The organism is Mycobacterium gordonae, from assembly GCF_017086405.1.
Lineage (GTDB): Bacteria > Actinomycetota > Actinomycetes > Mycobacteriales > Mycobacteriaceae > Mycobacterium > Mycobacterium gordonae_D.
Genome location: NZ_CP070973.1, coordinates 4,278,221 through 4,299,582, shown reverse-complemented (window position 1 = coordinate 4,299,582; position 21,362 = coordinate 4,278,221). Strand labels below are relative to the sequence as shown.

20 protein-coding genes and 1 pseudogene are annotated in these 21,362 nt (G+C 67.5%); 10 read left to right on the top strand and 11 right to left on the bottom strand.

Translation table 11 applies throughout. From position 1 onward, the window contains the following. Nucleotide 1: 1 nt before the first annotated feature. From JX552_RS18355 to JX552_RS18340, 4 genes are read right to left on the bottom strand one after another with little or no spacing between them, the layout of a single operon-like run. The gene (locus JX552_RS18355; protein WP_205873398.1) at nt 2-739 is read right to left on the bottom strand and encodes an adenosylcobinamide-GDP ribazoletransferase; all 738 of its coding nucleotides are present in this window, start codon (nt 737-739) and stop codon (nt 2-4) included. Continuing rightward, nucleotides 736-1,803 (bottom strand): nicotinate-nucleotide--dimethylbenzimidazole phosphoribosyltransferase, encoded by a 1,068-nt coding sequence (gene cobT / locus JX552_RS18350; RefSeq protein WP_205873397.1) that lies wholly within the window; start codon nt 1,801-1,803, stop codon nt 736-738. The genes JX552_RS18355 and cobT overlap by 4 nt, the downstream gene beginning before the upstream one ends. After that, a complete protein-coding gene (locus JX552_RS18345; RefSeq protein WP_205873396.1) occupies nt 1,800-2,333 on the bottom strand; it encodes a bifunctional adenosylcobinamide kinase/adenosylcobinamide-phosphate guanylyltransferase in 534 nt (177 codons plus the stop codon). Before JX552_RS18345 ends, cobT begins: the two co-directional genes overlap by 4 nt. Before the next feature lie 14 nt (nt 2,334-2,347). Further along, nucleotides 2,348-3,022 carry a DUF3043 domain-containing protein gene (locus JX552_RS18340; RefSeq protein ID WP_205873395.1) on the bottom strand — a complete coding sequence of 225 codons (675 nt, stop codon included), beginning with the start codon at nt 3,020-3,022 and terminating at the stop codon, nt 2,348-2,350. A 158-nt stretch (nt 3,023-3,180) separates the two neighbouring features. Here JX552_RS18340 and JX552_RS18335 point away from each other — a divergent pair, with 158 nt between their 5' ends. Both JX552_RS18335 and JX552_RS18330 read left to right on the top strand, forming a co-directional pair. Beyond that, entirely contained in the window at nt 3,181-4,257 is a 1,077-nt protein-coding gene (locus JX552_RS18335; RefSeq protein WP_205878532.1) for a glycerate kinase family protein, read from the top strand. Between the two features lie 77 nt (nt 4,258-4,334). After that, nucleotides 4,335-4,691, top strand: a complete 357-nt coding sequence (locus JX552_RS18330; protein WP_205873394.1) for an iron-sulfur cluster assembly accessory protein — start codon at nt 4,335-4,337, stop codon at nt 4,689-4,691. Nucleotides 4,692-4,695: 4 nt separating this feature from the next. Here the strand turns inward: JX552_RS18330 and JX552_RS18325 are convergent, their stop codons facing one another. After that, on the bottom strand, nt 4,696-5,358 hold the full coding sequence (locus tag JX552_RS18325; protein ID WP_205873393.1) for an Rv0361 family membrane protein: 663 nt from the start codon (nt 5,356-5,358) through the stop codon (nt 4,696-4,698). A gap of 189 nt (nt 5,359-5,547) precedes the next feature. Between JX552_RS18325 and JX552_RS18320 the strand changes: the two genes are divergently transcribed. Then, complete coding sequence (locus JX552_RS18320) at nt 5,548-6,522, top strand: carbohydrate kinase family protein (RefSeq protein ID WP_205873392.1); 975 nt, start codon at nt 5,548-5,550, stop codon at nt 6,520-6,522. Nucleotides 6,523-6,601: 79 nt separating this feature from the next. Here JX552_RS18320 and asnB read toward each other — a convergent pair whose 3' ends face one another. Continuing rightward, nucleotides 6,602-8,587: an asparagine synthase (glutamine-hydrolyzing) gene (gene asnB, locus JX552_RS18315; protein ID WP_205873391.1), complete on the bottom strand. Its 1,986-nt coding sequence runs from the start codon at nt 8,585-8,587 to the stop codon at nt 6,602-6,604. 190 nt (nt 8,588-8,777) lie between these two features. Between asnB and ctaC the strand changes: the two genes are divergently transcribed. The 4 genes from ctaC to JX552_RS18295 all read left to right on the top strand — a co-directional run bounded on the left by ctaC (nt 8,778) and on the right by JX552_RS18295 (nt 12,050). Then, nucleotides 8,778-9,878 (top strand): aa3-type cytochrome oxidase subunit II, encoded by a 1,101-nt coding sequence (gene ctaC, locus JX552_RS18310; protein WP_205873390.1) that lies wholly within the window; start codon nt 8,778-8,780, stop codon nt 9,876-9,878. An 8-nt stretch (nt 9,879-9,886) separates the two neighbouring features. Continuing rightward, on the top strand, nt 9,887-10,306 hold the full coding sequence (locus JX552_RS18305; RefSeq protein WP_205873389.1) for a cytochrome c oxidase subunit 4: 420 nt from the start codon (nt 9,887-9,889) through the stop codon (nt 10,304-10,306). A 176-nt stretch (nt 10,307-10,482) separates the two neighbouring features. After that, a complete protein-coding gene (locus JX552_RS18300; RefSeq protein ID WP_205873388.1) occupies nt 10,483-11,406 on the top strand; it encodes an MmpS family transport accessory protein in 924 nt (307 codons plus the stop codon). Further along, a complete protein-coding gene (locus tag JX552_RS18295) occupies nt 11,406-12,050 on the top strand; it encodes a DUF2561 family protein (protein WP_205873387.1) in 645 nt (214 codons plus the stop codon). Before JX552_RS18300 ends, JX552_RS18295 begins: the two co-directional genes overlap by 1 nt. Nucleotides 12,051-12,240: 190 nt before the next feature. On the opposite strand, the gene qcrB is transcribed toward JX552_RS18295, so the two are convergent. The 4 genes from qcrB to ctaE are packed head-to-tail and all read right to left on the bottom strand — an operon-like array spanning nt 12,241 to nt 16,649. Next, nucleotides 12,241-13,926: a cytochrome bc1 complex cytochrome b subunit gene (gene qcrB, locus JX552_RS18290; RefSeq protein WP_205873386.1), complete on the bottom strand. Its 1,686-nt coding sequence runs from the start codon at nt 13,924-13,926 to the stop codon at nt 12,241-12,243. Next, nucleotides 13,923-15,149: a cytochrome bc1 complex Rieske iron-sulfur subunit gene (qcrA, locus tag JX552_RS18285; protein ID WP_205873385.1), complete on the bottom strand. Its 1,227-nt coding sequence runs from the start codon at nt 15,147-15,149 to the stop codon at nt 13,923-13,925. The genes qcrB and qcrA overlap by 4 nt, the downstream gene beginning before the upstream one ends. Then, on the bottom strand, nt 15,146-15,988 hold the full coding sequence (qcrC, locus tag JX552_RS18280; RefSeq protein ID WP_205873384.1) for a cytochrome bc1 complex diheme cytochrome c subunit: 843 nt from the start codon (nt 15,986-15,988) through the stop codon (nt 15,146-15,148). Before qcrC ends, qcrA begins: the two co-directional genes overlap by 4 nt. A 49-nt stretch (nt 15,989-16,037) precedes the next feature. Beyond that, nucleotides 16,038-16,649 (bottom strand): aa3-type cytochrome oxidase subunit III, encoded by a 612-nt coding sequence (gene ctaE / locus JX552_RS18275; protein ID WP_065045069.1) that lies wholly within the window; start codon nt 16,647-16,649, stop codon nt 16,038-16,040. A gap of 126 nt (nt 16,650-16,775) precedes the next feature. Here ctaE and trpD point away from each other — a divergent pair, with 126 nt between their 5' ends. Next, entirely contained in the window at nt 16,776-17,861 is a 1,086-nt protein-coding gene (trpD, locus tag JX552_RS18270) for an anthranilate phosphoribosyltransferase (RefSeq protein ID WP_431195992.1), read from the top strand. Here the strand turns inward: trpD and JX552_RS18265 are convergent. Beyond that, nucleotides 17,799-19,625 (bottom strand): annotated as a pseudogene (locus JX552_RS18265) (DEDD exonuclease domain-containing protein); the annotation flags it as partial. The gene trpD and the pseudogene JX552_RS18265 overlap by 63 nt on opposite strands. Before the next feature lie 127 nt (nt 19,626-19,752). Here JX552_RS18265 and JX552_RS18260 point away from each other — a divergent pair. Then, nucleotides 19,753-20,028 (top strand): hypothetical protein, encoded by a 276-nt coding sequence (locus tag JX552_RS18260; RefSeq protein ID WP_205873383.1) that lies wholly within the window; start codon nt 19,753-19,755, stop codon nt 20,026-20,028. A gap of 162 nt (nt 20,029-20,190) precedes the next feature. After that, complete coding sequence (gene ripC, locus JX552_RS18255) at nt 20,191-21,348, top strand: peptidoglycan hydrolase RipC (protein WP_205873382.1); 1,158 nt, start codon at nt 20,191-20,193, stop codon at nt 21,346-21,348. Nucleotides 21,349-21,362: the final 14 nt, after the last annotated feature.

The following is a 21,362-nucleotide window of genomic DNA, read 5'->3' as shown; positions in this document are numbered from 1 at the left end:
GTCACCGGGCCGTCAGACCCGCCAGCAGCACCGCGCACACCGTCGTCGTCACTTCGATCGTGGCACCCAGCACATCGCCGGTGATGCCGCCGAATCGTCGCACACAATGGCTGACCAGGGCCGCTCCGCAGCACACCGCCACCGTCACCGCCACCGGTCCCTGCCAGGGCCGCGTCCCGACCAGTGCCGAACCGGCCAGCACCACAGCCAGCCACGCCGTCACCGCCAGCGCCGGCTGGCTGGCCGCTACCAGGACGCCCAATGTGCTGCCCTCGGCCGCCGGCACCGGCCGCCGGCCGGCCAACACCGCGCTGACCCGCCCCGCGAAGACCGCCAGGATGATCGCCGGTGCGCTCAGCACCGTGAACGCGGCGCTCTGTAACCCGATCACCAGCACGACGGCCGCCACACCGAACGGTCCGGAGGAACCGTCGCGCATCACGGCCAGCGCCCGCCGCGGCGGTCCGTAGCAGCCCAGGCCGTCGGCCGTGTCGGCTACCCCGTCGATGTGCAGGCCGCGGGTGGTCAGAACCAGCGTCGTCACCGCGAGTAATCCCGGCAGCGGGCTGCCGTGGCCGAACGCCGCCGCGGCGCCCCACGTCACGGCCGCGGCAAGCGCGCCAAGTGCGGCACCGACCACCGGCAGTGCGGTCAGCGCGCCGCGACCCATTGGACCGGCCGAGCCGCCGACCGGCAGCACCGTGCCGAACGCGAAAGCGGTTGCCAGCGAACGGATCACGTGCCCGGCGGGATGATCGCGCCCGACACCCCGGCCTCAGCGAACGTCGACATGGCCGACAGGGTGGCCACCGCGGCACGCAGCACCGGCAATGCCACGGCGGCACCGGTGCCCTCGCCCAGCCGCATCTTCAGGTCGACAATCGGCTCCAATTCCAGGGCCGCCAGCGCCAGTGCGTGGCCGGGCTCAGTGGACCGGTGGCCGGCCTGCCACCACTGCCGTGCGCCGGGTGCCAGGCGTTCGGCGACCAGCGCCGCGGCCGTCACCGCCATGCCGTCCAGCAACACCGGGGTGCGCCGGACCGCGGCTTGCGCCAAGAAGCCGGCCATCGCCGCGAAGTCGGCGCCGCCGCAGCAGCGCAGCAGCGCCACCGGGTCGCCGGCGATCGGGTGCGCCCGGTACAGGGCATCGCGGACCGCAGCCGTTTTGCGTGACCACGCGGCGTCGTCGATCCCGGTGCCGAAGCCGATCACCGCGACCGGTTCGGTGTTGGTCAGCGCCGCCACCAGGACAGCGGCCGGGGTGGTGTTGCCGATCCCCATGTCACCGGCGATGAGCAGGTCCGCGCCGGCGTCCACCTCGTCGTCGGTGATCTGCTGACCGGCGGCGATCGCCCGCGCAGTCTCCTCGTCGGACAGTGCGTCCCGCACCGCGATGTCGCCGCTGCCGCGCCGGATCTTGTCGCTGAACTTGTCCGAGGACGCGATCAGATGTTCGTCGCAGTCCACGGCCACGTCCACCACGCGCACCGTCACACCCGCGACGTCCTCCAGCGCGTTGATCGCCGCGCCGCCGGCCGTCATGTTGGCGACCATCTGCGCGGTCACTTCGGGTGGGTAGGCCGACACCCCGGACCGTGCCACACCGTGGTCACCGGCGAAGACAACCACCCGCGCCCGTTCGAACTGCAGCGGCGGGCAGTGCCCTTGACAGGCCGCGACCCACACCGAAAGGTCCTCCAGCCGGCCCAGCGCGCCACGCGGCTTGGTCAAGGTGTCCTGGCGGGCACGAGCGGCGGTTTGCGCGTCCGCGTCGGGCGGCGACACCGGGGCGAACCCGTTCATGCGGGCGCCTTGATCGTCAGGGGTTGCCCGGCCACCACCAGCACGACCTGCTCACACAGCGCGGCCATCCGCTGATTGAGGCTGCCCAACTCGTCGGCGAAGCGGCGTCCGGATGCGGTAGCGGGCACGACGGTCAGCCCCACCTCCGGGCTGACCAGCACCAGCGTCGAGCCGAACGCGCCAACCGCCTCCAACAACTGCTCGACGGGTTCGTCCACCGAGCCGCCGTCCCACCCGTCGTGACGATCCAGCGTGCCGGTCAGCCAGGTGCCCAGGTCATCGACCAGGGTCGGCACCGCCGGTGGTTGCCGCAGGGCGCGGGCGACGTCGCCGGTTTCCTCCGTCGTCCAGTGCCCGGGACGACGGTCGCGATGGGAGGCGATCCGCGCCGACCAGTCGGGGTCGGTGCTGTCGAGCGGACCGGCGGCGAGATAGCGGACCGATTGACCTGGTGCCGATGCGTCTGCGATTGCGTCCTCCGCCCACCGGGACTTGCCCGACCTGATGCCGCCGAGTACCAGCGTGCGCACGTCAGGTCAACTGGTCATTCGACATGGGCGCCGCGCTCGACCTGCGGCCGGGGAGCCCGCATCCGACGCATCTGCGAGGCCCGGCCAGCCGCGTAAATCCCGAGCTTCCAATGACTTTCGGTGTTCTTCGGGAACTTTTCGTCCACCAACCTGCCCACCTTGCGGCTAAGGACGATCCCGTCGATCGTCATCAGCGCCATCAACACCAGCATCACCGGGGACATGTAGAACTGCAGCTGCGGCACCGCGAACATGGCGGCGAGCAGCAGCAACGCCGACGGCATGAACAGGCCGAGCACGTTGCGTCGAGCGTCCACCACGTCGCGCACGAAGCGGCGGACCGGACCCTGGTCGCGCGGCAGCAGATAGCCCTCTTCGCCGGCCATCATCCGTTCCCGCCGCTCGGTCATGCGGGCCCGGCTGGCCGTGCGGTCTGCGCGGCGTTCCTCGCGGCTGAGCTTCGGTCTGGCCATCGACTTGCGTCGGGCCCGCGCCTCGGCGGCCGTCATCGGCGCTGGCGCGACCGGACCCTTCCTGCCCCGGGCCTCGTTGCGCTTCGGTGTGGGACGGCCCTTGGGGCCGGTTCGCGCCCCGCGAGCCGCCGCCTCCGCCGCCGCGGAACCATCATCCGGAGCGGCCGGTGCGTCGTCACCCTCGTCATGACCCTTGTTACGGCCCAGCAGCTTCACAGTCGTCAGGTTACTTCGCTTGTGTGAGCCTGCTTAATTGCGGCTGTATTGCCCACGGCGAAGTGCGTGTCCACCTACGCTGGCCTGTGATGAACGGGGCGCAGGCGGGGGGCGATGCTGCCGGTGGCTTCGGTCCCGGCAGACTGCAGCTGCCCGCGATGCGGGTCCTGGTGGCGCCCGACTGCTACGGCGACAGCCTGTCGGCGGTGGAGGCCGCCGCCGCCATCGCCACCGGCTGGACCCGGTCGCGCCCCGGTGACTCCTTCATCGTCGCGCCCCAGTCCGACGGCGGCCCCGGGTTCGTCGAGGTGCTGGCCAACCGGATCGGGGGATTGCGACGCCTGTGTGTGTCCGGGCCGCTGGACGCCGAGGTCGATGCCTATTGGGTGTTCGACGAGCGCTCCCGCACGGCGTACCTGGAATGCGCACAGGCCTGCGGTCTGGCATTGCTGGACGGACCGCCGACACCGGAGACTGCGATGGCGGCCCACAGCAAGGGCGTCGGTCAACTTATTTCCGCCGCGCTCAAGGCCGGCGCGGCGCGGATCGTGGTCGGCCTGGGCGGCAGCGCGTGTACCGACGGGGGCCAGGGGATGATCCACGAGTTGGGCGGTCTGGACACCGCCCGCCAATGGTTGTCCGGTATTGATCTGATCGCCGCCTCCGACGTGGAATACCCGCTGTTGGGCCCCTGGGGTGCGGCCCGGGTGTTCGCGCCGCAGAAGGGTGCCGACAGCGCGACGGTCGCCAAGCTGGAAGCGCGTCTGGAAGCCTGGGCGTTGGTGCTGGACACCGTTGCGGGACGGGACGTGAGTGCGGAGCCCGGCGCCGGTGCCGCCGGCGGGATCGGCGCCGGGCTACTCGCTTTGGGGGGCCGGTGTGAATCCGGCGCGGCGATCTTCGCCGAACTGACCAACTTCGCCGAGGATCTGGAAGATGCCGACATGATCGTCACCGGGGAAGGTCATTTCGACGAGCAGTCGCTGCACGGGAAGGTGGTCGGCGAGATCGCGGCCGCCGCCCGCCCACTCGGCATTCCGGTGATCGTGCTGGCCGGTCAGGTGTCGGTGGACAAGTCCACCACCCGCGTGGCGGGCATCATGTCCGCTCTGGCCATGAGCGAATACGCAGGTTCGGTGCGGTTGGCACTGGCCGATGCGGCCAATCAGCTGATGGGACTGGCTTCCGAGACGGCGGCGCGACTCGGGAATAGCGGCCCGCCGGGGTACCGTTGACCTAGTGGGTTCCCCCGAGCAGGCCCCAGAATCACAGCTGGATAGGCCCACCCGACAATGAGCATGTAGGAGAAGCAATGACGGTGCAGAACGAGCCGACAACCACGACCCACGGCGTGATCCTGACCGAGGCCGCCGCCGCGAAGGCGAAGTCCTTGCTTGACCAGGAGGGACGCGACGACCTGGCACTGCGGATCGCGGTGCAGCCGGGCGGATGCGCCGGCCTGCGTTACAACCTGTTCTTCGACGACCGCACCCTGGACGGCGACCTGACCGTCGAGTTCGGCGGGGTGACACTGACCGTCGACCGGATGAGCGCACCGTACGTGGAAGGCGCGTCGATCGACTTCGTCGACACCATCGAGAAGCAGGGTTTCACCATCGACAACCCGAACGCCACGGGATCGTGCGCCTGCGGCGACTCGTTCAACTGATTCGTCAGTACTGACCCGCGGTACGCAGCACGTAGGAACACACCAGGATCTGCCCGCGCTGGAACAAGAGCTGGGCGATGCCCTGCACCTGCCCTCGTGGCGGGCCGCCGGCCGCGGGTGTCACCTGCATGCTGAACAGCACCTGAGCCTGGTATTGCGACAGGTAAACGATCTTGTCGATGGCGGTGACCTCGACCTCGGAGAATTGTTTACGGAACGCGTCGCTGCTCAGCTTGGCCAATGCCTGGTCGGAGCGCTTGTCTTTGACGGCGTCGTAGAGGCCGCACAGCGTGTTGCGCATGATGTTGTCGATGTCTTTGTGCGCCAGCGCGTTGAGGTAGCCCTGGATCGTGGTCTTGGCCGCGGTTTCCGAGACGGCGCTACCGGTGTTGGCGCCGTTGGTGCGCACCCCGTACACGATGGCGGTGGTCAATGCGGCGACCAGGGCGACGGCCAACAAAACGCCGATGAGCAGGCGCTTATGTCCCCGTTTCGGCCGCGGCGGCGGACCGGGGTAGCCGGCTGGAGGTCCGCCGCGGTTGCCGGGTCCGAAGTCCGGCTCGTGGTGTGGAAACTCGACCGGTTGCGACGCGTTCGGACCGGCCTCGGGGTACGGCTGCGGTCCATCGGCGCCCACGGCGGGGTTCGGTGGGTGCGGACCGGCCATCGTTGTTCTCCTACGCTGGGGGACGAGGCGACGAGCGAGTTGCCGCCCGAGAGTCCAGCCGCGGCAACCGAGTGAGTCTCTAGGCAGGCTAGCGCAAGCCGCGCGGGCCGCCTTGGCCGTCGGCAGCGTTCGTCGCCCGCCGACGTTCGTGAGAGGCTAGACGACTGACAAACGAAGGGTGGATTTTTCGTGACCATCGCGGTGACCGGTTCTATTGCGACAGACCATCTGATGCGCTTTCCCGGCAAATTTTCCGAGCAACTGCTGCCTGAGCACCTGCACAAGGTCTCGCTGAGCTTCCTGGTCGACGACCTGGTGGTGCACCGCGGGGGAGTCGCAGGCAACATGGCGTTCGCCATCGGAGTGCTGGGCGGTGACGTTGCCCTCATCGGTGCCGCCGGCGCCGACTTCGCCGACTACCGGGACTGGCTGAAAAGCCACGGCGTCAACTGCGACCACGTCCTGCTGTCGGACACCGCGCACACCGCACGCTTCACCTGCACCACCGACGTCGACATGGCCCAGATCGCCTCGTTCTACCCCGGCGCCATGTCCGAGGCCCGCGATATCAAGCTCGCGGACGTCGTGACGGCCATCGGCACACCGGAGCTGGTGATCGTGGGCGCCAACGACCCCGAGGCGATGTTCTTGCACACCGAGGAATGCCGCAAGCTCGGGCTCGCCTTCGCCGCCGACCCCTCCCAGCAGCTGGCCCGGCTGTCGGGGGAGGAGATCAAGCAGCTCATCGACGGCGCCGCCATCCTGTTTACCAATGACTACGAGTGGGACCTGCTGCTGTCCAAGACCGGCTGGACGGAGGCCGACGTGATGGCCCAGGTGGGCCTGCGGGTCACCACTCTCGGTGCTGACGGGGTCGACATCTTTGAGCGCGACGGTGCCAAGGTGCACGTCGGCGTGGTGCCCGAGACAAGCCGGACGGACCCGACCGGCGTCGGCGACGCCTTCCGGGCCGGCTTCCTGACCGGACGCAGCGCCGGTCTGAGCCTGGAGCGCTCGGCGCAGCTCGGGTCCCTGGTCGCGGTGCTGGTTCTGGAGTCCACCGGGACTCAGAACTGGGAGTGGGATCGTGCGAGCGCGACCTCGCGGTTGGCCGGCGCCTACGGCGACGAGGCGGCGGCCGAGATCGCCGCGGTGCTCGCCTAAGTCGCGCGAGCAGACGCACAAGCACCCCTTTCGTGCCGAAATGTGGTGCTTGTGCGTCTGCTCGCGGTAGGGGGTGGGCCTACAACTCGACGGGGTAGACCGGCTCGCCAATCTGCGGCACCACGCTGTGCTCGATGAAGATCGCGTGCCACAGCATGAAGATCAGCATCGTCCACAGCCGGCGGCTGTGATCACTGGTGCCCAGCCGGTGCTCGTCGAGCATCCGGCGCACGGCGGCCAGGTCGACCAGGTGGCCGGCCTGCGACGACTCGACCATTTCATAGGCCCACTCCAGCAGTTCGCCGGCCCGCAGCCAGTGCCGGATCGGGACCGGGAACCCGAGTTTGGGCCGGTTGAGCACGTGCGCGGGCACGATGGGCTCCAGGGCGCGTCGCAGCGCGTACTTGGTGGTGGTACGGGTGATCTTGGCCTGATACGGCAGCCGCGAAGCCACTGCGAACACCTCGGGATCTAGGAACGGCACCCGCAGCTCCAGCGAGTTGGCCATCGTCATCTTGTCGGCCTTGACCAGGATGTCGCCGCGCAGCCAGGTGAACAGGTCGATGTGCTGCATCCGCGCGACCGGGTCCCAGCCGGACGACTCCGCGTACACCGGAGCCGTCACGTCGGTGTGTGTCCAGTTTTCCCGGAACCGCGGCAGCACCTCGCGCAGCTGCGCGTCCGAGAAACTGCGGGCATTGCCGTAGTAGCGCTCTTCGAGCGTCAGCGAGCCCCGATGCAGCAGGCTTTTGCCACGCATGCCTTCCGGCAGTGGCTTCGACATCTTGCCCATCGACCGGCGCAGCGGCCGGGGCAGGTAGTCGAACGGTTTGAGCGACAGCGGCTCCCGGTAGATGGTGTAGCCGCCGAACAATTCGTCCGCACCTTCACCCGACAGCACAACTTTGACGTGCTTGCGCGCCTCCCGGGCGACGAAGAACAGCGGCACCAGCGCCGGGTCGGCGACCGGTTCGTCGAGGTACCAGACGATCTCGGGAAGCGCGCCCACGAACTCCTCAGCGCTGACCACCTTGGCGATGTGGCGCGCTCCGATGGCCTCGGCTGATGCCACCGCGACATCCAGCTCGGAGAAGCCCTCTCGTTCGAAACCGGTGGTGAAGGTGATCAGCCGCGGGTTGTGCCGGATCGCCAGGGCCGCGATGGCCGTGGAATCGATGCCCCCTGACAGAAAGGAGCCCACGGTGACGTCGGCGCGCATGTGCTTGGCGACCGAATCCTCCAAGACCGCGGTGATCTCGTCGTAGCGGGCCTGCTCGGTGGCCGAGGTGAACGGCACCGCGGCAAACCGCGGGACGAAGTAGCGGGTGACTTTGGGGGCCGCGCCCGGCCGGATGCGGGCGTAGCATCCCGACTCGAGCCGACGTACGCCGCGGTGCAGCGATTCCGGTTCCGGCACGTACTGCAGGACGGTGTAGTGCTGCACCGCCCGTTCGTCGATCCCGGCGCCTCCGGCGTCGAAACCCACCAGGTCCGCCAGGTCGAGCAGGCACTTCTTCTCGCTGGCCACCGCGGTGCCGCCGGCGCCGGTCGCCATGAACAGCGGCTTGATGCCGAACGGGTCGCGGGCGCAGAACAGCTCCCGGGTGACGGTGTCCCACAGCGCGAACGCGAACATGCCGCGCAACCGGGTGAGAACGCCGGTGCCCCAGTGGTGGAAACCCGCGACGATGGCTTCCCCGTCCCCGTCGGTTGCGAATACGACGCCGTGTTGGGCGCGCAGTTCCTCGCGCAGCTCCAAGTAGTTGTAGATCTCGCCGTTGAAGACCAGCACGTAGCGCTCGGGCGCCTCCGGCGGGCCCCACCGCAGCGGTTGGTGCGAATGTGCGATGTCGATGATGGAGAGCCGGTTGAAGCCGAACACCACCGAACCGTCCGCGTCCGGGTCGGCCCAGGTGCCAGGTTCGTCGGGACCACGGTGGCGCATCAGGTGCGATGCGCGGGCGATCGCGCCGTCGGCTTCGGCGGCATGTGCTGCCGCAGCATCGGCTCCAGCAGGGCCGTCTGGACCCGGGGGAGCGGCGACGAAGGCCAACAATCCACACACGGCGCCCCAGTATGCCGCAGTCTGGAACACCTTGTCGGGTCGCCGTGCGTGCCGTGCCCGGCGGGTCGTGGTGACCAGGCAGTCGCCCGGGGAAGCGGCGTGGTCTACGCTGCGTAGTATTCGACATCCGAGTTAGCCGGATCGGCCGAACGGCCTGACCGGCCCAGCTTGCGATACAGGAGGCGTCAACGTGACACGTCGCGGGCAAGAGCGTTCGCAGAGCTTGTCGCAGAGCAGGTCTCGGCACACTCCCGGAAGGACGCCGGGTCTGTCCCGCCGTTTCCGCCCGGTGGGGATGGCCGTGGCGCTGGGCGTGCTGGCGGTCACTCTGAGCGGATGCTCATGGGAGGACGCGCTGGCGCTGGGCTGGCCGAAGGGCATCACTCACGAAGGCCACCTCAACCGGGAGTTGTGGATCGGCGCGGTCATCGCCTCGCTGGTCGTCGGCGTCATCGTGTGGGCCCTGATCTTCTGGGCGTGCACCTTCCATCGCAAGAAGAAGGGCGACGACGAGTTTCCCCGGCAGTTCGGCTACAACATGCCGCTGGAATTGGTGCTGACCGTCACGCCGTTCCTGATCATCTCGGTGTTGTTCTACTTCACGGTCGTGGTGCAGGAGAAGATGACGCACCTGGCCAAGGACCCCGAAGTGGTCATCGACATCACCTCGTTCCAGTGGAACTGGAAGTTCGGCTACCAGCGCGTGGCCTTCAAAGACGGCACGTTCAACTACGAGGGCGCCGACGAGGCCAAGAAGAAGGCCATGACCTCCAAGCCGGAGGGCAAAGACCGCCACGGTGAGGAACTCGTCGGACCCATCCGGGGGCTCAACACCGAGGACCGCACCTACCTGAACTTCGACAAGGTCGAGATTCTGGGCACCAGCACCGAGATCCCGGTCCTGGTGCTGCCCGCCCACAAGCGCATCGAGTTCCAGATGGCCTCGGCCGACGTGATCCATGACTGGTGGGTGCCGGAGTTCCTGTTCAAGCGCGATGTCATACCGAACCCCGAGGCAAACCACTCGGAGAACCGCTTCCAGGTTGAGGAGATCACCCAGACGGGCGCGTTCGTCGGCCACTGCGCCGAGTTGTGCGGCACCTACCACGCGATGATGAACTTTGAGGTGCGGGTGGTGGAGCCGAATGATTTCGTGGCCTTCCTGCAGCAGCGCATTGCCGGCAAGACCAATGCCGAGGCGTTGCAGGCGATCAACCAGCCGCCACTGGCCACCACCACCCATCCGTTCGACACCCGCCGCGGCGAATTGGCCCCGAGCCCAAGAGGTTAGGACAACTCATGCACATCGAAGCCCGGTTGTTCGAGTTCATCGCCGCGTTCTTCGTCCTGGTGACAGTGCTGTACGCGGTGCTGACCGCGATCTTCTCTCCCGGCGGTGTCGAGTGGGCAGGTACCACGGCACTGGCGTTGACCGGCGGGCTGGCACTGATCGTGGCCACCTTCTTCCGGTTCGTGGCACGCCGCCTCGACACCCGTCCCGAGGACTATGAAGGCGCCGAAATCAGCGACGGCGCAGGCGAACTGGGATTTTTCAGCCCGCACAGCTGGTGGCCGATAATGATCGCCCTGTCCGGTTCGGTGGCCGCCGTCGGTATCGCTTTGTGGCTGCCGTGGCTGATCGTCGCCGGCGTGGTCTTCATCCTCTCCTCGGCGGCCGGGCTGGTCTTCGAGTACTACGTCGGACCCGAGAAACACTGATCGCATCGGCAAAGGTCACAATCTGGTCACCAGTTGACCGGTGGGCAGTTTGCCATGGGACCTCTGTGGCGGCCGGTTGGGTAGGGTTTCCGAGGCACGATGAGTTATCACGGAGTGCACGGATGCAGCCGCGGATCCCCGCGGGCTGGCTGGGCAGTTGGACAGGGTAGGCAGACATGAGCGGGCCGAATCCGCCGGGACGGGATCCTGACGAACCCGACCCTGCAGACGAGGCTGCCGAACCGGAATCCGACAGCGCTGACTTCGGCCACGACGACTTGGAGCCGCTGGACGGCGGCGTCGAGGTGGAGCCCGCGGCAGAGACGGACGCCTACTCCCGGGCCTACTCGGCGCCGGAGTCCGAACTGTTCAGCAGCCCGTACATGCCCGGCGACCTGGCACTGTACGACTACGACAGCTATGACGACGACGACGCGGACGGCGAACGATCCCCGCGTTGGCCGTGGGTCGTCGGGGTGGCCGCGATTGTGGCAGCGATTTCGCTGGTGGTCGCGGTGTCGTTGCTGGTGACGCGCACCGGCACCAGCCAACTTGCCAACCCCGCGACGACCACGACCTCCTCGGTACCTCCGGTGCAGGATCAGATCACCACGACCAAGCCGCCGCCGTCCTCTGAGCCGCCGCCGTCCTCTGAGCCGCCACCACCGCCGCCACCGCCCGAAACGCCCACCGCAACGGAGACACAGACAGTAACCGTGACGCCACCGCCGCCACCACCACCGCCGCCGCCGTCGACCACCGCCGCGCCGCCGCCTGCGAGCAGCAGCACCGCCGCGGCCCCACCCCCCGCCACCACGACGCCGGCCGGCCCGCGGCAAGTCACCTACTCCGTGACCGGCACCAAAGCCCCAGGTGACATCATCTCCGTCACGTACGTTGACGCTTCGGGACGACGTCGCACGCAGCACAACGTCTACATTCCGTGGTCGATGACCGTCACACCCATCTCGCAGTCCGACGTGGGTTCGGTGGAGGCGTCCAGCCTCTTTCGCGTCAGCAGACTCAACTGCTCGATCATCACCAGTGACGGGACGGTGTTGTCGTCCAACACCAACGACTCGCCGCAGACGAGCTGTTGATGGTCGGCAGATATTCGTCGTACCGACGTGGGCCGGACCCGGTCGTCAACCCGAGCATCATCGACCGCGTCATGCTCGGGGCCTGCGCCGCTATCTGGCTGGTTCTGGTAGGCGTCAGCGTCGCGGCCGCCGTGGCGCTGGCGGACCTGGGCCGGGGCTTCCACAAGATGGCGCGCACTCCGCACACCACCTGGGTGCTGTATGCCGTCATCGTCATTTCCGCGTTGATCATCGCGGGTGCCATCCCGGTGTTGCTGCGGGCCCGCCGGATGACGCAGGCCGAACCGGTGGTGCGCTCCCGTGCCCTGCAGGGTGGGGCGGTCCGGCCGGCCAAGCAGATCGCGCGCACCGGCTCCCGCGTTACCGTCGAGCAGGCGCGCCGCGAGCCGGTCAAAGCCTATGGAGCACTTGACGAATGGTCGGGCGCGGTGGTGGACCGCATCTGGCTACGCGGGACACTGGCGCTGACGAGCGCGATCGGGGCGTCGCTGATCGCCGTCGCGGTGGCGACCTATCTGATGGCCGCCGGACACGACGGGGGCGCGTGGGTCAGTTACGGTTTCGCGGGTGTGATCACGGCCGGCCTGCCGGCGATCGAGATCATCTACGTGCGGCAGCTGCGCCGCGGCCAGGTCGCGCACTGAGCTTTAGCGCTCTTGCGCCTGCGGGGCCCGGTTCTCGGTGTGCGCTCACGGCTTCCAGTGTGCGGCGAGGGTGGGGTTTTTGCCCGCTCCGCCGCCTTCTGCGCACACGGCACTGGACGTGACAAATCAAAGCAAAGCCGCCGCCCCCAGGAAGTGGGGACGGCGGCTCTAGCGCTTCGCTGGGCTCCCCCTAGTGGTGTCCGCCATTGGACGAGCCGTTGGAGTGCCCGTTGGAACCGTTGGAGGAGCCGTTTGAGCCCTCCTGGTGCTCCCGCAGCGCGGTGAGGGCACGGTGTTCGGCGGCGTGACTCGCCTCGCGTAGCGCCGTGTCCTGCGAGGTCGGGTCTGCGAACAGGAAGCTGCCGCTGCCCGGTGAGCCCGCCGAGCCCAGCTTGTTCATCTTCTTGGGCAGCGCCGCGCCCTGGTACTCCAGCGCCAGCGGGTGTCCGTGGTCGTCGACCGGGCCGAGCGGTTGGTGCAGTTCGATGTAGGCACCGTGCGGCAACCGCTTAATGATGCCGGTCTCGATGCCGTGCTCGAGCACCGCACGGTCACTGCGCTGCAGGCCAACGGCCCACCGGTAGGCGATGAAGTAGACCAGCGGGGGCAGCACAACCATGCCGATACGCCCGATCCACGTCGTCGCGTTCAGCGAGATGTGGAACTTGAACGCGATGATGTCGTTCATCGCGCACAGCGTTAGGACCATGTAGAAGGTGATCGCCATGGCGCCGATCGCGGTCCGCACCGGTGCGTCCCGGGGGCGCACCAGCAGATTGTGGTGGGCGTAGTCGCGGGTGAACCGCTTCTCCAGGAAGGGGTAGATGACCAGCAGGCCGAAGACCAGGCCCATGATGATCGCAACCCACACGACGGCCGGAATGGTGTGGTGGAAGAAGTAGAACTCCCAGGGCGGCCAGATACGGGCCAGGCCTTCCGTCCACATCATGTAGAAGTCCGGCTGCGAGCCCGCCGACACCTGGGACGGCTTGTACGGACCGAGATTCCAGATCGGGTTGATCTGCAGCAGCCCGCCCATTAGACCCAGCACACCGACGATGCAGGCGAAGAAGGCCCCAGACTTGACCGCGAAGGTCGGCATCACCCGCACGCCGACCACGTTGTGCTCGGTGCGGCCCGGGCCGGGGAACTGGGTGTGCTTCTGGAACCACACCAACGCCATGTGTGCGCCGATGAGGGCCAGGATGATGCCCGGCAGCAGCAGGATGTGCAGGGCGTAGAGCCGGGGAATCAGGATGGTGCCCGGGAAGTCGCCGCCGAACAGTGCCCAGTGCAGCCAGGTGCCGATGATCGGCATGCCCAGCGTGATCGAGGACAGCGCCGCCCGCAGACCGATACCCGAGAGCAGGTCGTCGGGCAATGAGTAGCCGAAGTAACCCTCGAACATGGACAGGATCAGCAGCAGCGACCCGATCACCCAGTTCGCCTCACGGGGCCGGCGGAATGCGCCGGTGAAGAAGATGCGCGCCAGGTGCACCATGATCGACGCAGAGAACATCAACGCTGCCCAGTGATGAATCTGGCGGACAAACAGGCCGCCGCGGACCTCGAAGGAGATGTTCAGCGCCGTCTCGTAAGCCCGTGACATCTCGACCCCACGCAACGGCTGGTACACGCCGTTGTAGGTGACCTCGGCCATCGACGGGTCGAAGAACAACGTCAGGTACACGCCGGTGATCAGCAACACGATGAAGCTGTACAGCGCGATCTCACCCAACAAGAACGACCAATGCGTCGGGAACACCTTGTTGAGCTGACGACGCACCGCCGCCGACGGGTGGTACCGGGAGTCAATGTCATTGCCCTGGCGGGCCAGGACGTCGCCGATTTTGGGGGGACTCAATTTTGGACTCATGTTGTTGTGCGCTCCCAGAATGCCGGTCCCACGGGTTCGATGAAGTCACCGTTGGCGACGAAATACCCGTCGGAGTCGATGGTGATGGGCAGCTGCGCCAACGCACGGGCTGCCGGGCCGAAGATCGGCTTGGCGAAGTGCAATGCGTCGAACTGCGACTGGTGACACGGGCACAGAATTCGGTAGGTCTGTTGTTCGTAAAGCGATGCGGGGCAACCCAAGTGTGAGCATACCTTCGTGTAGGCGAAGAACTCGCCGAAGTTGAAACTCTCCTGCCCCTGACGCTTGACGACCTTGTCCACATCACCGGGCTTGACGCGGATGAGCATCACCGGGTTGCGGACGCCCATCGAGATGGCCGCCAGTTTCTCGTGCGACTCCACGGTGGTGCCGTCGCCGTCGGATTCCCGCCAGGGGAATACCGTCTCCATGCCGCCGGCATCCATGTCCTCGGGCCGCATCTTCGTGTATGGGGGACCGTCATGGGCCCCGGTGGCCCGAGCCAGGTAGATCGTCTCGCCCTTGAAGCGCGGCGTCCACCCGGACGTCCACAGCACCGCCTTCATACCCTCGGCGGTGGGAACGACCGGCTTCCACGGGTTCTTGATGAGGCCGCCGGCAAACGCGACCAGGGTGCCCAGGCCGAACGCGCCCAATCCGATCCCCAGGGACGCCCCGATCAGCTTGCGGCGTCCGACGGTCGAACCCTCGTAGGCGTCGGCCAGGTTGGCCACCACGGTCTTGCGGTCGATCTCCCGCGAGGCGCCGTCGTGGCGGTCCTGGATCGTGATCTCTTCTGGGATAAAGCGTTTCTGCATCAGCACCGCACCGATGGCGATCGACAGGATCGACATCCCGAAGGTGAAGCCGTACAGCGGGGTGGCCAACGAGTACAGGAAGTTCCCCGAGCTGCCGGTGGGTTTGTATTCCCACGGCCAGAACAGGAATACGAGCAGCAACGCCAGCCCGAAGAAGCCGCCCAGCAACAGCCAGCCGGCAACTCCGCGCGCGGCACGCTTCTCGGCCTTGGTGCCTTCGACGGGCCAGCGCGGCTCCTTGTAGACGATCTGGACGCCGTCGATCTTGCTGCCCAGCGCCAGCAGTTCCTCGCGGGACATCGCGGCCAGCGCCGCGTCGTCCGGCTCCTTCTCGCCCGCGTGCGTGCTGGTGTCGGTGTCCGAACCGGTCTTCGCGGTTTGTGCCACTTCAGACTCGTCGCTCATGAACGCGCCCCAATCCACAATGCCAACCCGATGGCCGAGACCATGCCGATGATCCACATCGCCATGCCCTCGGGCGCGGGCCCGAATCCACCTAGCCCGTAGCCGCCCGGGGAGCGTTCCTCGGCGGCGGTCCGCACATAGGCGATGATGTCCTTCTTCGATTCGAAGGAGAGCTGACGGTCGGCGAACTTCGGCATGTTCTGCGGACCGGTCAGCATCGCGGTGAGGATCTGCTGCTCGTTGGCCTCACCGAGGTCGGGTGCATATTTGCCAGACGACAGCGCGCCGCCCTTACCGGTGAAGTTGTGGCACGAGGCGCAGTTGAGCCGGAACAGGTCGCCGCCGCGGCCCAGGTCGCTGCCGCGCAGCGACTGCATCGCAAGGCTGCCGTCGGGGTTGCGCACCACGGTGGGGCCGCCACCGTTGGCCTGCACGTAAGCGCCGATCGCGTCGATCTGCGCCTCGTCGAAGATGGGCTCTTTACGCGGCGCCTGAGCCTCACCGCGCATGGCGGGCATCCGGCCGGTGGACACCTGGAAGTAGACGGCGGCCTCGCCGACGCCGATCAGGCTGGGCCCGTGGTCGGGCACACCCTGCAGGTTGGCGCCGTGGCACGACACGCATGACGTGTCGAACAGCTGCTTGCCGGTCCGCAACAACGCCGAGCCGGATTCGTCGGCGACCGCGACCTGCGGCGTCGGAGTCAGCACGGCTGCCAATCCACCGGCGATGGTCAGAGCGATCAGCAGCAACAGTCCGCCGGACAGCCGGCGGTGCAGACGCCGCCGGGAACGACCACTCTTGCTGCCACCGGATCGGGTGAACCCCAGTCTTTTCAACTGAGCACTCCTGTCGTTTCCTGGTTCGGGGCTTCGTTCGGGGCGAGTCTTAACGGATGAAATAGATGACGGCGAACAGCGCAATCCACACGATGTCGACGAAGTGCCAGTAGTACGAGACCACGATGCTGGCGGTGGCCTGCGCCGGGGTGAACTTGCTCATCGTGGTGCGGACCAGCAGGAAGATGAACGCGATCAGACCGCCGGTGACGTGCAGGCCGTGGAAACCGGTGGCCAGATAGAACACGCTGCCGTAGGCGCTGCTGGGGATGGTCGTCCCGTGCGTCACCAGATGCACGTACTCATATGCCTGGCCACAGATGAAGAACAGCCCCATCAGGAAGGTGATCACATACCAGCGCCGCAGACCGAAGACGTCGCCGCGTTCGGCCGCGAAGACGCCCATCTGGCAGGTGAACGACGACGCGATCAACACCAGCGTCACCGGCACGGCCTGGTACAGATTCAGCTCGGTCGGCGGCGGTGGCCAGTTCCCGCCGGCCTGCGCTCGCGCCGTGAAGTAGAACGCGAACAGCCCAGCAAAGAACATGAGCTCGCTGGAAAGCCACACTATGGTGCCAACACTGACCATGTTGGGGCGGTTCAGCGAATGGACTCGCGACGTAATCGCGGTACCCGAGGTCCCTACAGCACTCGTCACATCCGCAAGTATGACGCTTTGTAGTTGTCGAACACTACCCGGGTCACAAATTTCTGAGATTTCGTGTCGCCCGGGAAGTCTGGCCGTGGGGGAGCGCAGTTGGGAGCAGGGGATTCTCGTGGGACCATCGGCGACGTGGCTGGGTCCTTTGAGGCTTACTCGTCCGCCGCGCCGTCGTGGCCGCGGGTGCTGGGGCGCTTGACCGACCGGCAGCACTTGCGGCGCGGTGAGGCCGCCTGGGCGATGAACCAGATCATGACCGGCGCCGCGCAGCCGGCCCAGATCGCCGCATTCGCCGTGGCGATGAAGATGAAGGGCCCGACGTCCGACGAAGTCAGCGAACTGGCCGGGGTGATGCTTGACCATGCCCGCCCAATGCCCGAGGGTGCCATCCCCGACGACGCCGTCGACGTCGTCGGCACCGGAGGCGATGGGGTCAACACGGTGAATCTGTCCACGATGGCCTCGATCGTGGTAGCGGCGGCAGGCGTGCCGGTGGTCAAACACGGTAACCGGGCCGCTTCCTCGTTGTCCGGCGGCGCCGACACCCTTGAGGCCCTCGGGGTACGCATCGATCTAGAGCCCGACGAGGTCGCGCGCAGCCTCGTCGAGGTGGGGATCGGCTTTTGCTTCGCGCCCCAGTTCCATCCGTCCTACCGGCACGCATCCGTGGCGCGCCGGGAGATCGGAATACCGACGGTGTTCAATCTCCTTGGACCCCTGACGAATCCGGCCAGGCCGCGGGCCGGGTTGATCGGCTGTGCGTTTGCGGACCTCGCCGAGGTCATGGCCGGCGTGTTTGCTGCACGTCGTTCCAGTGTGCTGGTGGTGCACGGTGACGACGGGCTCGACGAGCTCACTACCACCACTACGAGCACGATCTGGCGGGTGCAGGCCGGCACCGTGGACAAGCTCACGTTCGATCCAGCGGGTTTCGGGTTCGCGCGCGCCGAGCTCGACGAGCTGCGCGGCGGAGATGCTGTGGCCAACGCCGCTGAAGTGCGAGCGGTGCTGGCCGGGGCCCCTGGGCCGGTGCGCGACGCCGTGGTGCTCAACGCCGCGGGTGCACTGGTCGCCCACGCGGGGTTATCCAGCCGCGCTGAATGGTTGCCGGCGTGGGAGGACGGGTTGCAGCGGGCCGCCGCTGCGATCGACAGTGGCGCGGCCGAACACCTGCTCGCGCGATGGGTGCGGTTCGGCCAGCAGATCTGACTGCGCGTCGACCTGGCGACCGGCCAACCGCGCCGACCGTGCGGTGGCCGCCCATGCCGCCCACGTGCCCGCCCCGCGCAGCGGAGACGCCCAGCCCGCCTCGTCGGACGAGGACACCGCGACGATGCGGACCCCGGGTGCGCAAAGCCAGCGCGCGATGAGCGCCGTTTCCTCCACTAGGGCCCCACCCAGCGGGGCCTGGGTCGGCAGGACGATCTGGGCTCCGGCTGCGATTGCCTCGACCACCGGCATCGGCGGCACTCCGCGCCGGGCACTACCGGCCGCGGCGAGTTGGCCGTGCCGGACGACCGCAAAGTGGTAGCCGCCCGCACCGTCGGGCGTCGCGGCGATCAGCTCGGGCAGCGCGGCCAGGGCTCGCAGGCGCTGGCCCCGCCACAAGCCCTCGACGGCGGTGGCGATGTGGTCGCGCAGGCGGGCCGCGCTTTCGTAGTGGTGACGCTCGGCCAGCGCCGCCACCTGGTCGACGGCCGCGGCTAGCGGGGAGCTGTCCGCACCGTTGACCAGCGCCTCGGCGCGTCGCACCGTCTCGGAATACTGCTCGGCTGTGGCGTCACGGGCGGCGGGGCAGGGCGCGAGCTCCACCTCGGGGCAGACAGGACCGTGCAGAGCCGAGCGTCCCAGTCGTCTGGTGCACGTCCGCACGCCGGTGAAGCGAGCCAGCAGTGCCGCGGTGTCGGCGGCGTCAGTGCGCGCGCGAAATGGGCCGATGGCCCGATCGTGCCGCGGATTGCGGATCACCGAGAACCGCGGGAAAGCCTCAGCGGTCAACACCACCCACCACCAGCGGTGGGGAAACTTCGAGCGGCGGTTGTACGGCGGAGCATGCGCGGCCAGCAGCCGGAGTTCGCGTACCCCCGCTTCCAGCGCGTGGGCGCATTCCACATGGTCCACGCTGCCGGCGAGGCCGACCATCTCCTTCATCCGGCTGCGCGGATCGGTGCCGTTGAAGTATTGGCTGACCCGCCGCCGCAGATCGACCGCGGTGCCGACATACAGCACCTCGCCGGCGGGGCCGCGAAACAGGTAGACGCCCGGCCGCTGGGGGAGTCCGTCGGCCAATACCCGCTTGCGGCGCTGCGCAGGGGTGACATCCGGCAGGTACGAGCGCAAGTCGGCGTAGGTGTGGATGCCCTGGTTGCCGACTCGTTCGATGAGTGCGTGCAACACGTCGACGGTCGCGCGGGCGTCGTCGAGAGCGCGGTGGGTGGGCTGGGTTGCGACGGCGAAGATGCGCGCCAGCTCGGCCAACCGCACACTGGGAGCTTCTTCCCGGCTCAGCACCCGTCGTGCCAGCCGGACCGTGCACAACACCCGGGACCGCGGCCACCTGATGTGGCACCGTTCGGCAGCGGCTCGCAGGAACCCGATGTCGAACCCGGCGTTGTGTGCCACCAGCACCGAGTCACCGGCGAACTCGAAGAACATCGGTAGGACGGACTCGATGGTCGGGGCGTCGCACACCATTGCCGTGGTGATCCCGGTCAGTCGGACGATCTGGGGCGGGATGCTGCGTTGCGGGTCCACCAACGTGGCGAATTCACCGAGCACCGCGCCGCCGCACACCTTGACCGCGCCGATCTCCGTGATTGCGTCGGGCGCGGCACCGTCGCGAGCCTTGGCGCGGCCACCGGTGGTTTCCAGGTCGACCACGACGAAGGTGGTCTCGCGCAGCTGCGATTCGTCGGGGGCGCTCAAGTCGTCCAGCCCGGCGAAGCTGAGTTGAGTCCCACCGGTCGCACTCATGGCGGTGACGTTAGGCATCCGCACTGACAGCCGGCAGTTCCCACGCCGGGTGTCGTTGTCGGTGGCCACCATTACCGTGCGGTGGAGTTCGACTTGGGATAGAGCACTACGGAGAGGACCGACCCAGATGGCACACAGCAGCGGACCCGAAAGGACCGGTGGCGCAGCGGCCAGACCAGGAGAGCCGGTGGTCATCGACTGCGACGATTGCGCGGTCCGGGGGCCGGGATGCCGAGAGTGCGTAGTGAGTGTTCTGCTCGGGGTGCCCGAAACCCTTTCGTACGACGAACAAGTCGCGTTGGAGGCGCTGGCCGAGGCCGGGCTGGCGCCGCGGTTGCGTCTGGTGCCGATCCGGCGGGACCGTGATACGTCGGCTAGCGCGGTGACCCGGCGAGTCGTGTAGGGTCAACGGCGGCCAGAATCCCTGTCTCACATAGAAATGACATAAATCTACCCAATTTCTTAACTCCCCCCTTTGGACAAACGTCGATATCGTTTCGTAACCTGTTTGAGACCTAAACCAGCTCGGCGAATTCACGTCGATGGCAGTTTAAGGAAGCAAATCTTGAGGCTCGACTGTAAGCATTCGATCGCGCGCGTCATTAAGCGCTTCGCCATCGGTTCGTTTGCGAGCTTCATCGTGTTCTCAGGCATCACGGCCGCCGGTGCGTTGGCCGATCCTGCCGACGACGCGTTGGCGAAACTCAACGAGCTTTCCCGGCAGGCCGAGCAGACCACCGAGGCGATGCACAGCGCCCAGCTCGATCTGAACGAGAAACTCGCTGCTCAGCAGGCGGCGGAGCGCAAGCTGACCGATGACCAGGCCAAGCTGGAAGCCGCGAGAGCGCGCCTGGCCAACTTCCAAGGTGCGGTGAATAAAGTCGCCGCCGCGACTTACATGGGTGGTCGCACCGATGGTCTGGATGCGATCCTCACCGCCGCGTCGCCGCAGTCCTTGATCGACGGGCTTGCGATACAGCGGGTGATGGCGGGTCAAATGTCTTCGCAGATGGCCAGTTTCAAGGCCGCCGGCGAGGAGGCAGTGAAGGCCGAGCAGGCCTCGGCCAAGTCTGCGGCTGATGCCAAGGCTGCGGCCGAGCAGGCCGCCGCTGTGCGGGCGAACCTGCAGCACAAGCAAAGTCAGCTGCAGGTTCAGATCGCCGTCGTCAAGTCCCAGTACCAGGCGTTGACTCCAGACCAGCGCACCGCCCTGGCCAATCCCGGCCCGATCCCCGATCGAGTACCCGACCGTGGGCCCGGCGCGCCGGCACCGGATGCATTGCCGCCGGGGGCGCCGGTGCCGCCGGAAGGCGTTCCCGGTGAGGCACCCGCTCCTGGCGGGGCGTCCAACGTGCCCTTCATCGGTGGCGGCGGTGGCGACCGTGCGGTGGTTGTGCAGGCTGCGCTGACCCAGATCGGCAGTCCCTACGTGTGGGGTGGCGCGGCTCCCGGTGGATTCGACTGCTCGGGCCTGGTGATGTGGGCTTTCCAGCAGGCCGGCATCTCCCTTCCACACTCCAGCCAGGCGCTGGCGCACGGCGGTCAGCCGGTGTCGCTTTCCGACCTGCAGCCCGGCGACGTATTGACCTTTTACTCCGATGCGTCGCACGCGGGGATTTACGTCGGCGACGGGATGATGGTCCACTCGTCGACCTTTGGCCAGCCGGTACGCGTGGTGCCGATGGACTCGTCCGGTCCCATCTACGACGCCCGCCGCTACTGACGGTTCCGCCCGCT

Excerpts from the sequence above, each read along its gene's own strand:
- cobT (WP_205873397.1), bottom strand. The coding sequence starts at position 1,803 with ATGAACGGGTTCGCCCCGGTGTCGCCGCCCGACGCGGACGCGCAAACC.
- JX552_RS18335 (WP_205878532.1), top strand. The coding sequence starts at position 3,181 with ATGCGGGTCCTGGTGGCGCCCGACTGCTACGGCGACAGCCTGTCGGCG.
- JX552_RS18330 (WP_205873394.1), top strand. The coding sequence starts at position 4,335 with ATGACGGTGCAGAACGAGCCGACAACCACGACCCACGGCGTGATCCTG.
- JX552_RS18325 (WP_205873393.1), bottom strand. The coding sequence starts at position 5,358 with ATGGCCGGTCCGCACCCACCGAACCCCGCCGTGGGCGCCGATGGACCG.
- JX552_RS18305 (WP_205873389.1), top strand. The coding sequence starts at position 9,887 with ATGCACATCGAAGCCCGGTTGTTCGAGTTCATCGCCGCGTTCTTCGTC.
- JX552_RS18300 (WP_205873388.1), top strand. The coding sequence starts at position 10,483 with ATGAGCGGGCCGAATCCGCCGGGACGGGATCCTGACGAACCCGACCCT.
- JX552_RS18295 (WP_205873387.1), top strand. The coding sequence starts at position 11,406 with ATGGTCGGCAGATATTCGTCGTACCGACGTGGGCCGGACCCGGTCGTC.
- qcrB (WP_205873386.1), bottom strand. The coding sequence starts at position 13,926 with ATGAGTCCAAAATTGAGTCCCCCCAAAATCGGCGACGTCCTGGCCCGC.
- qcrA (WP_205873385.1), bottom strand. The coding sequence starts at position 15,149 with ATGAGCGACGAGTCTGAAGTGGCACAAACCGCGAAGACCGGTTCGGAC.
- JX552_RS18260 (WP_205873383.1), top strand. The coding sequence starts at position 19,753 with ATGGCACACAGCAGCGGACCCGAAAGGACCGGTGGCGCAGCGGCCAGA.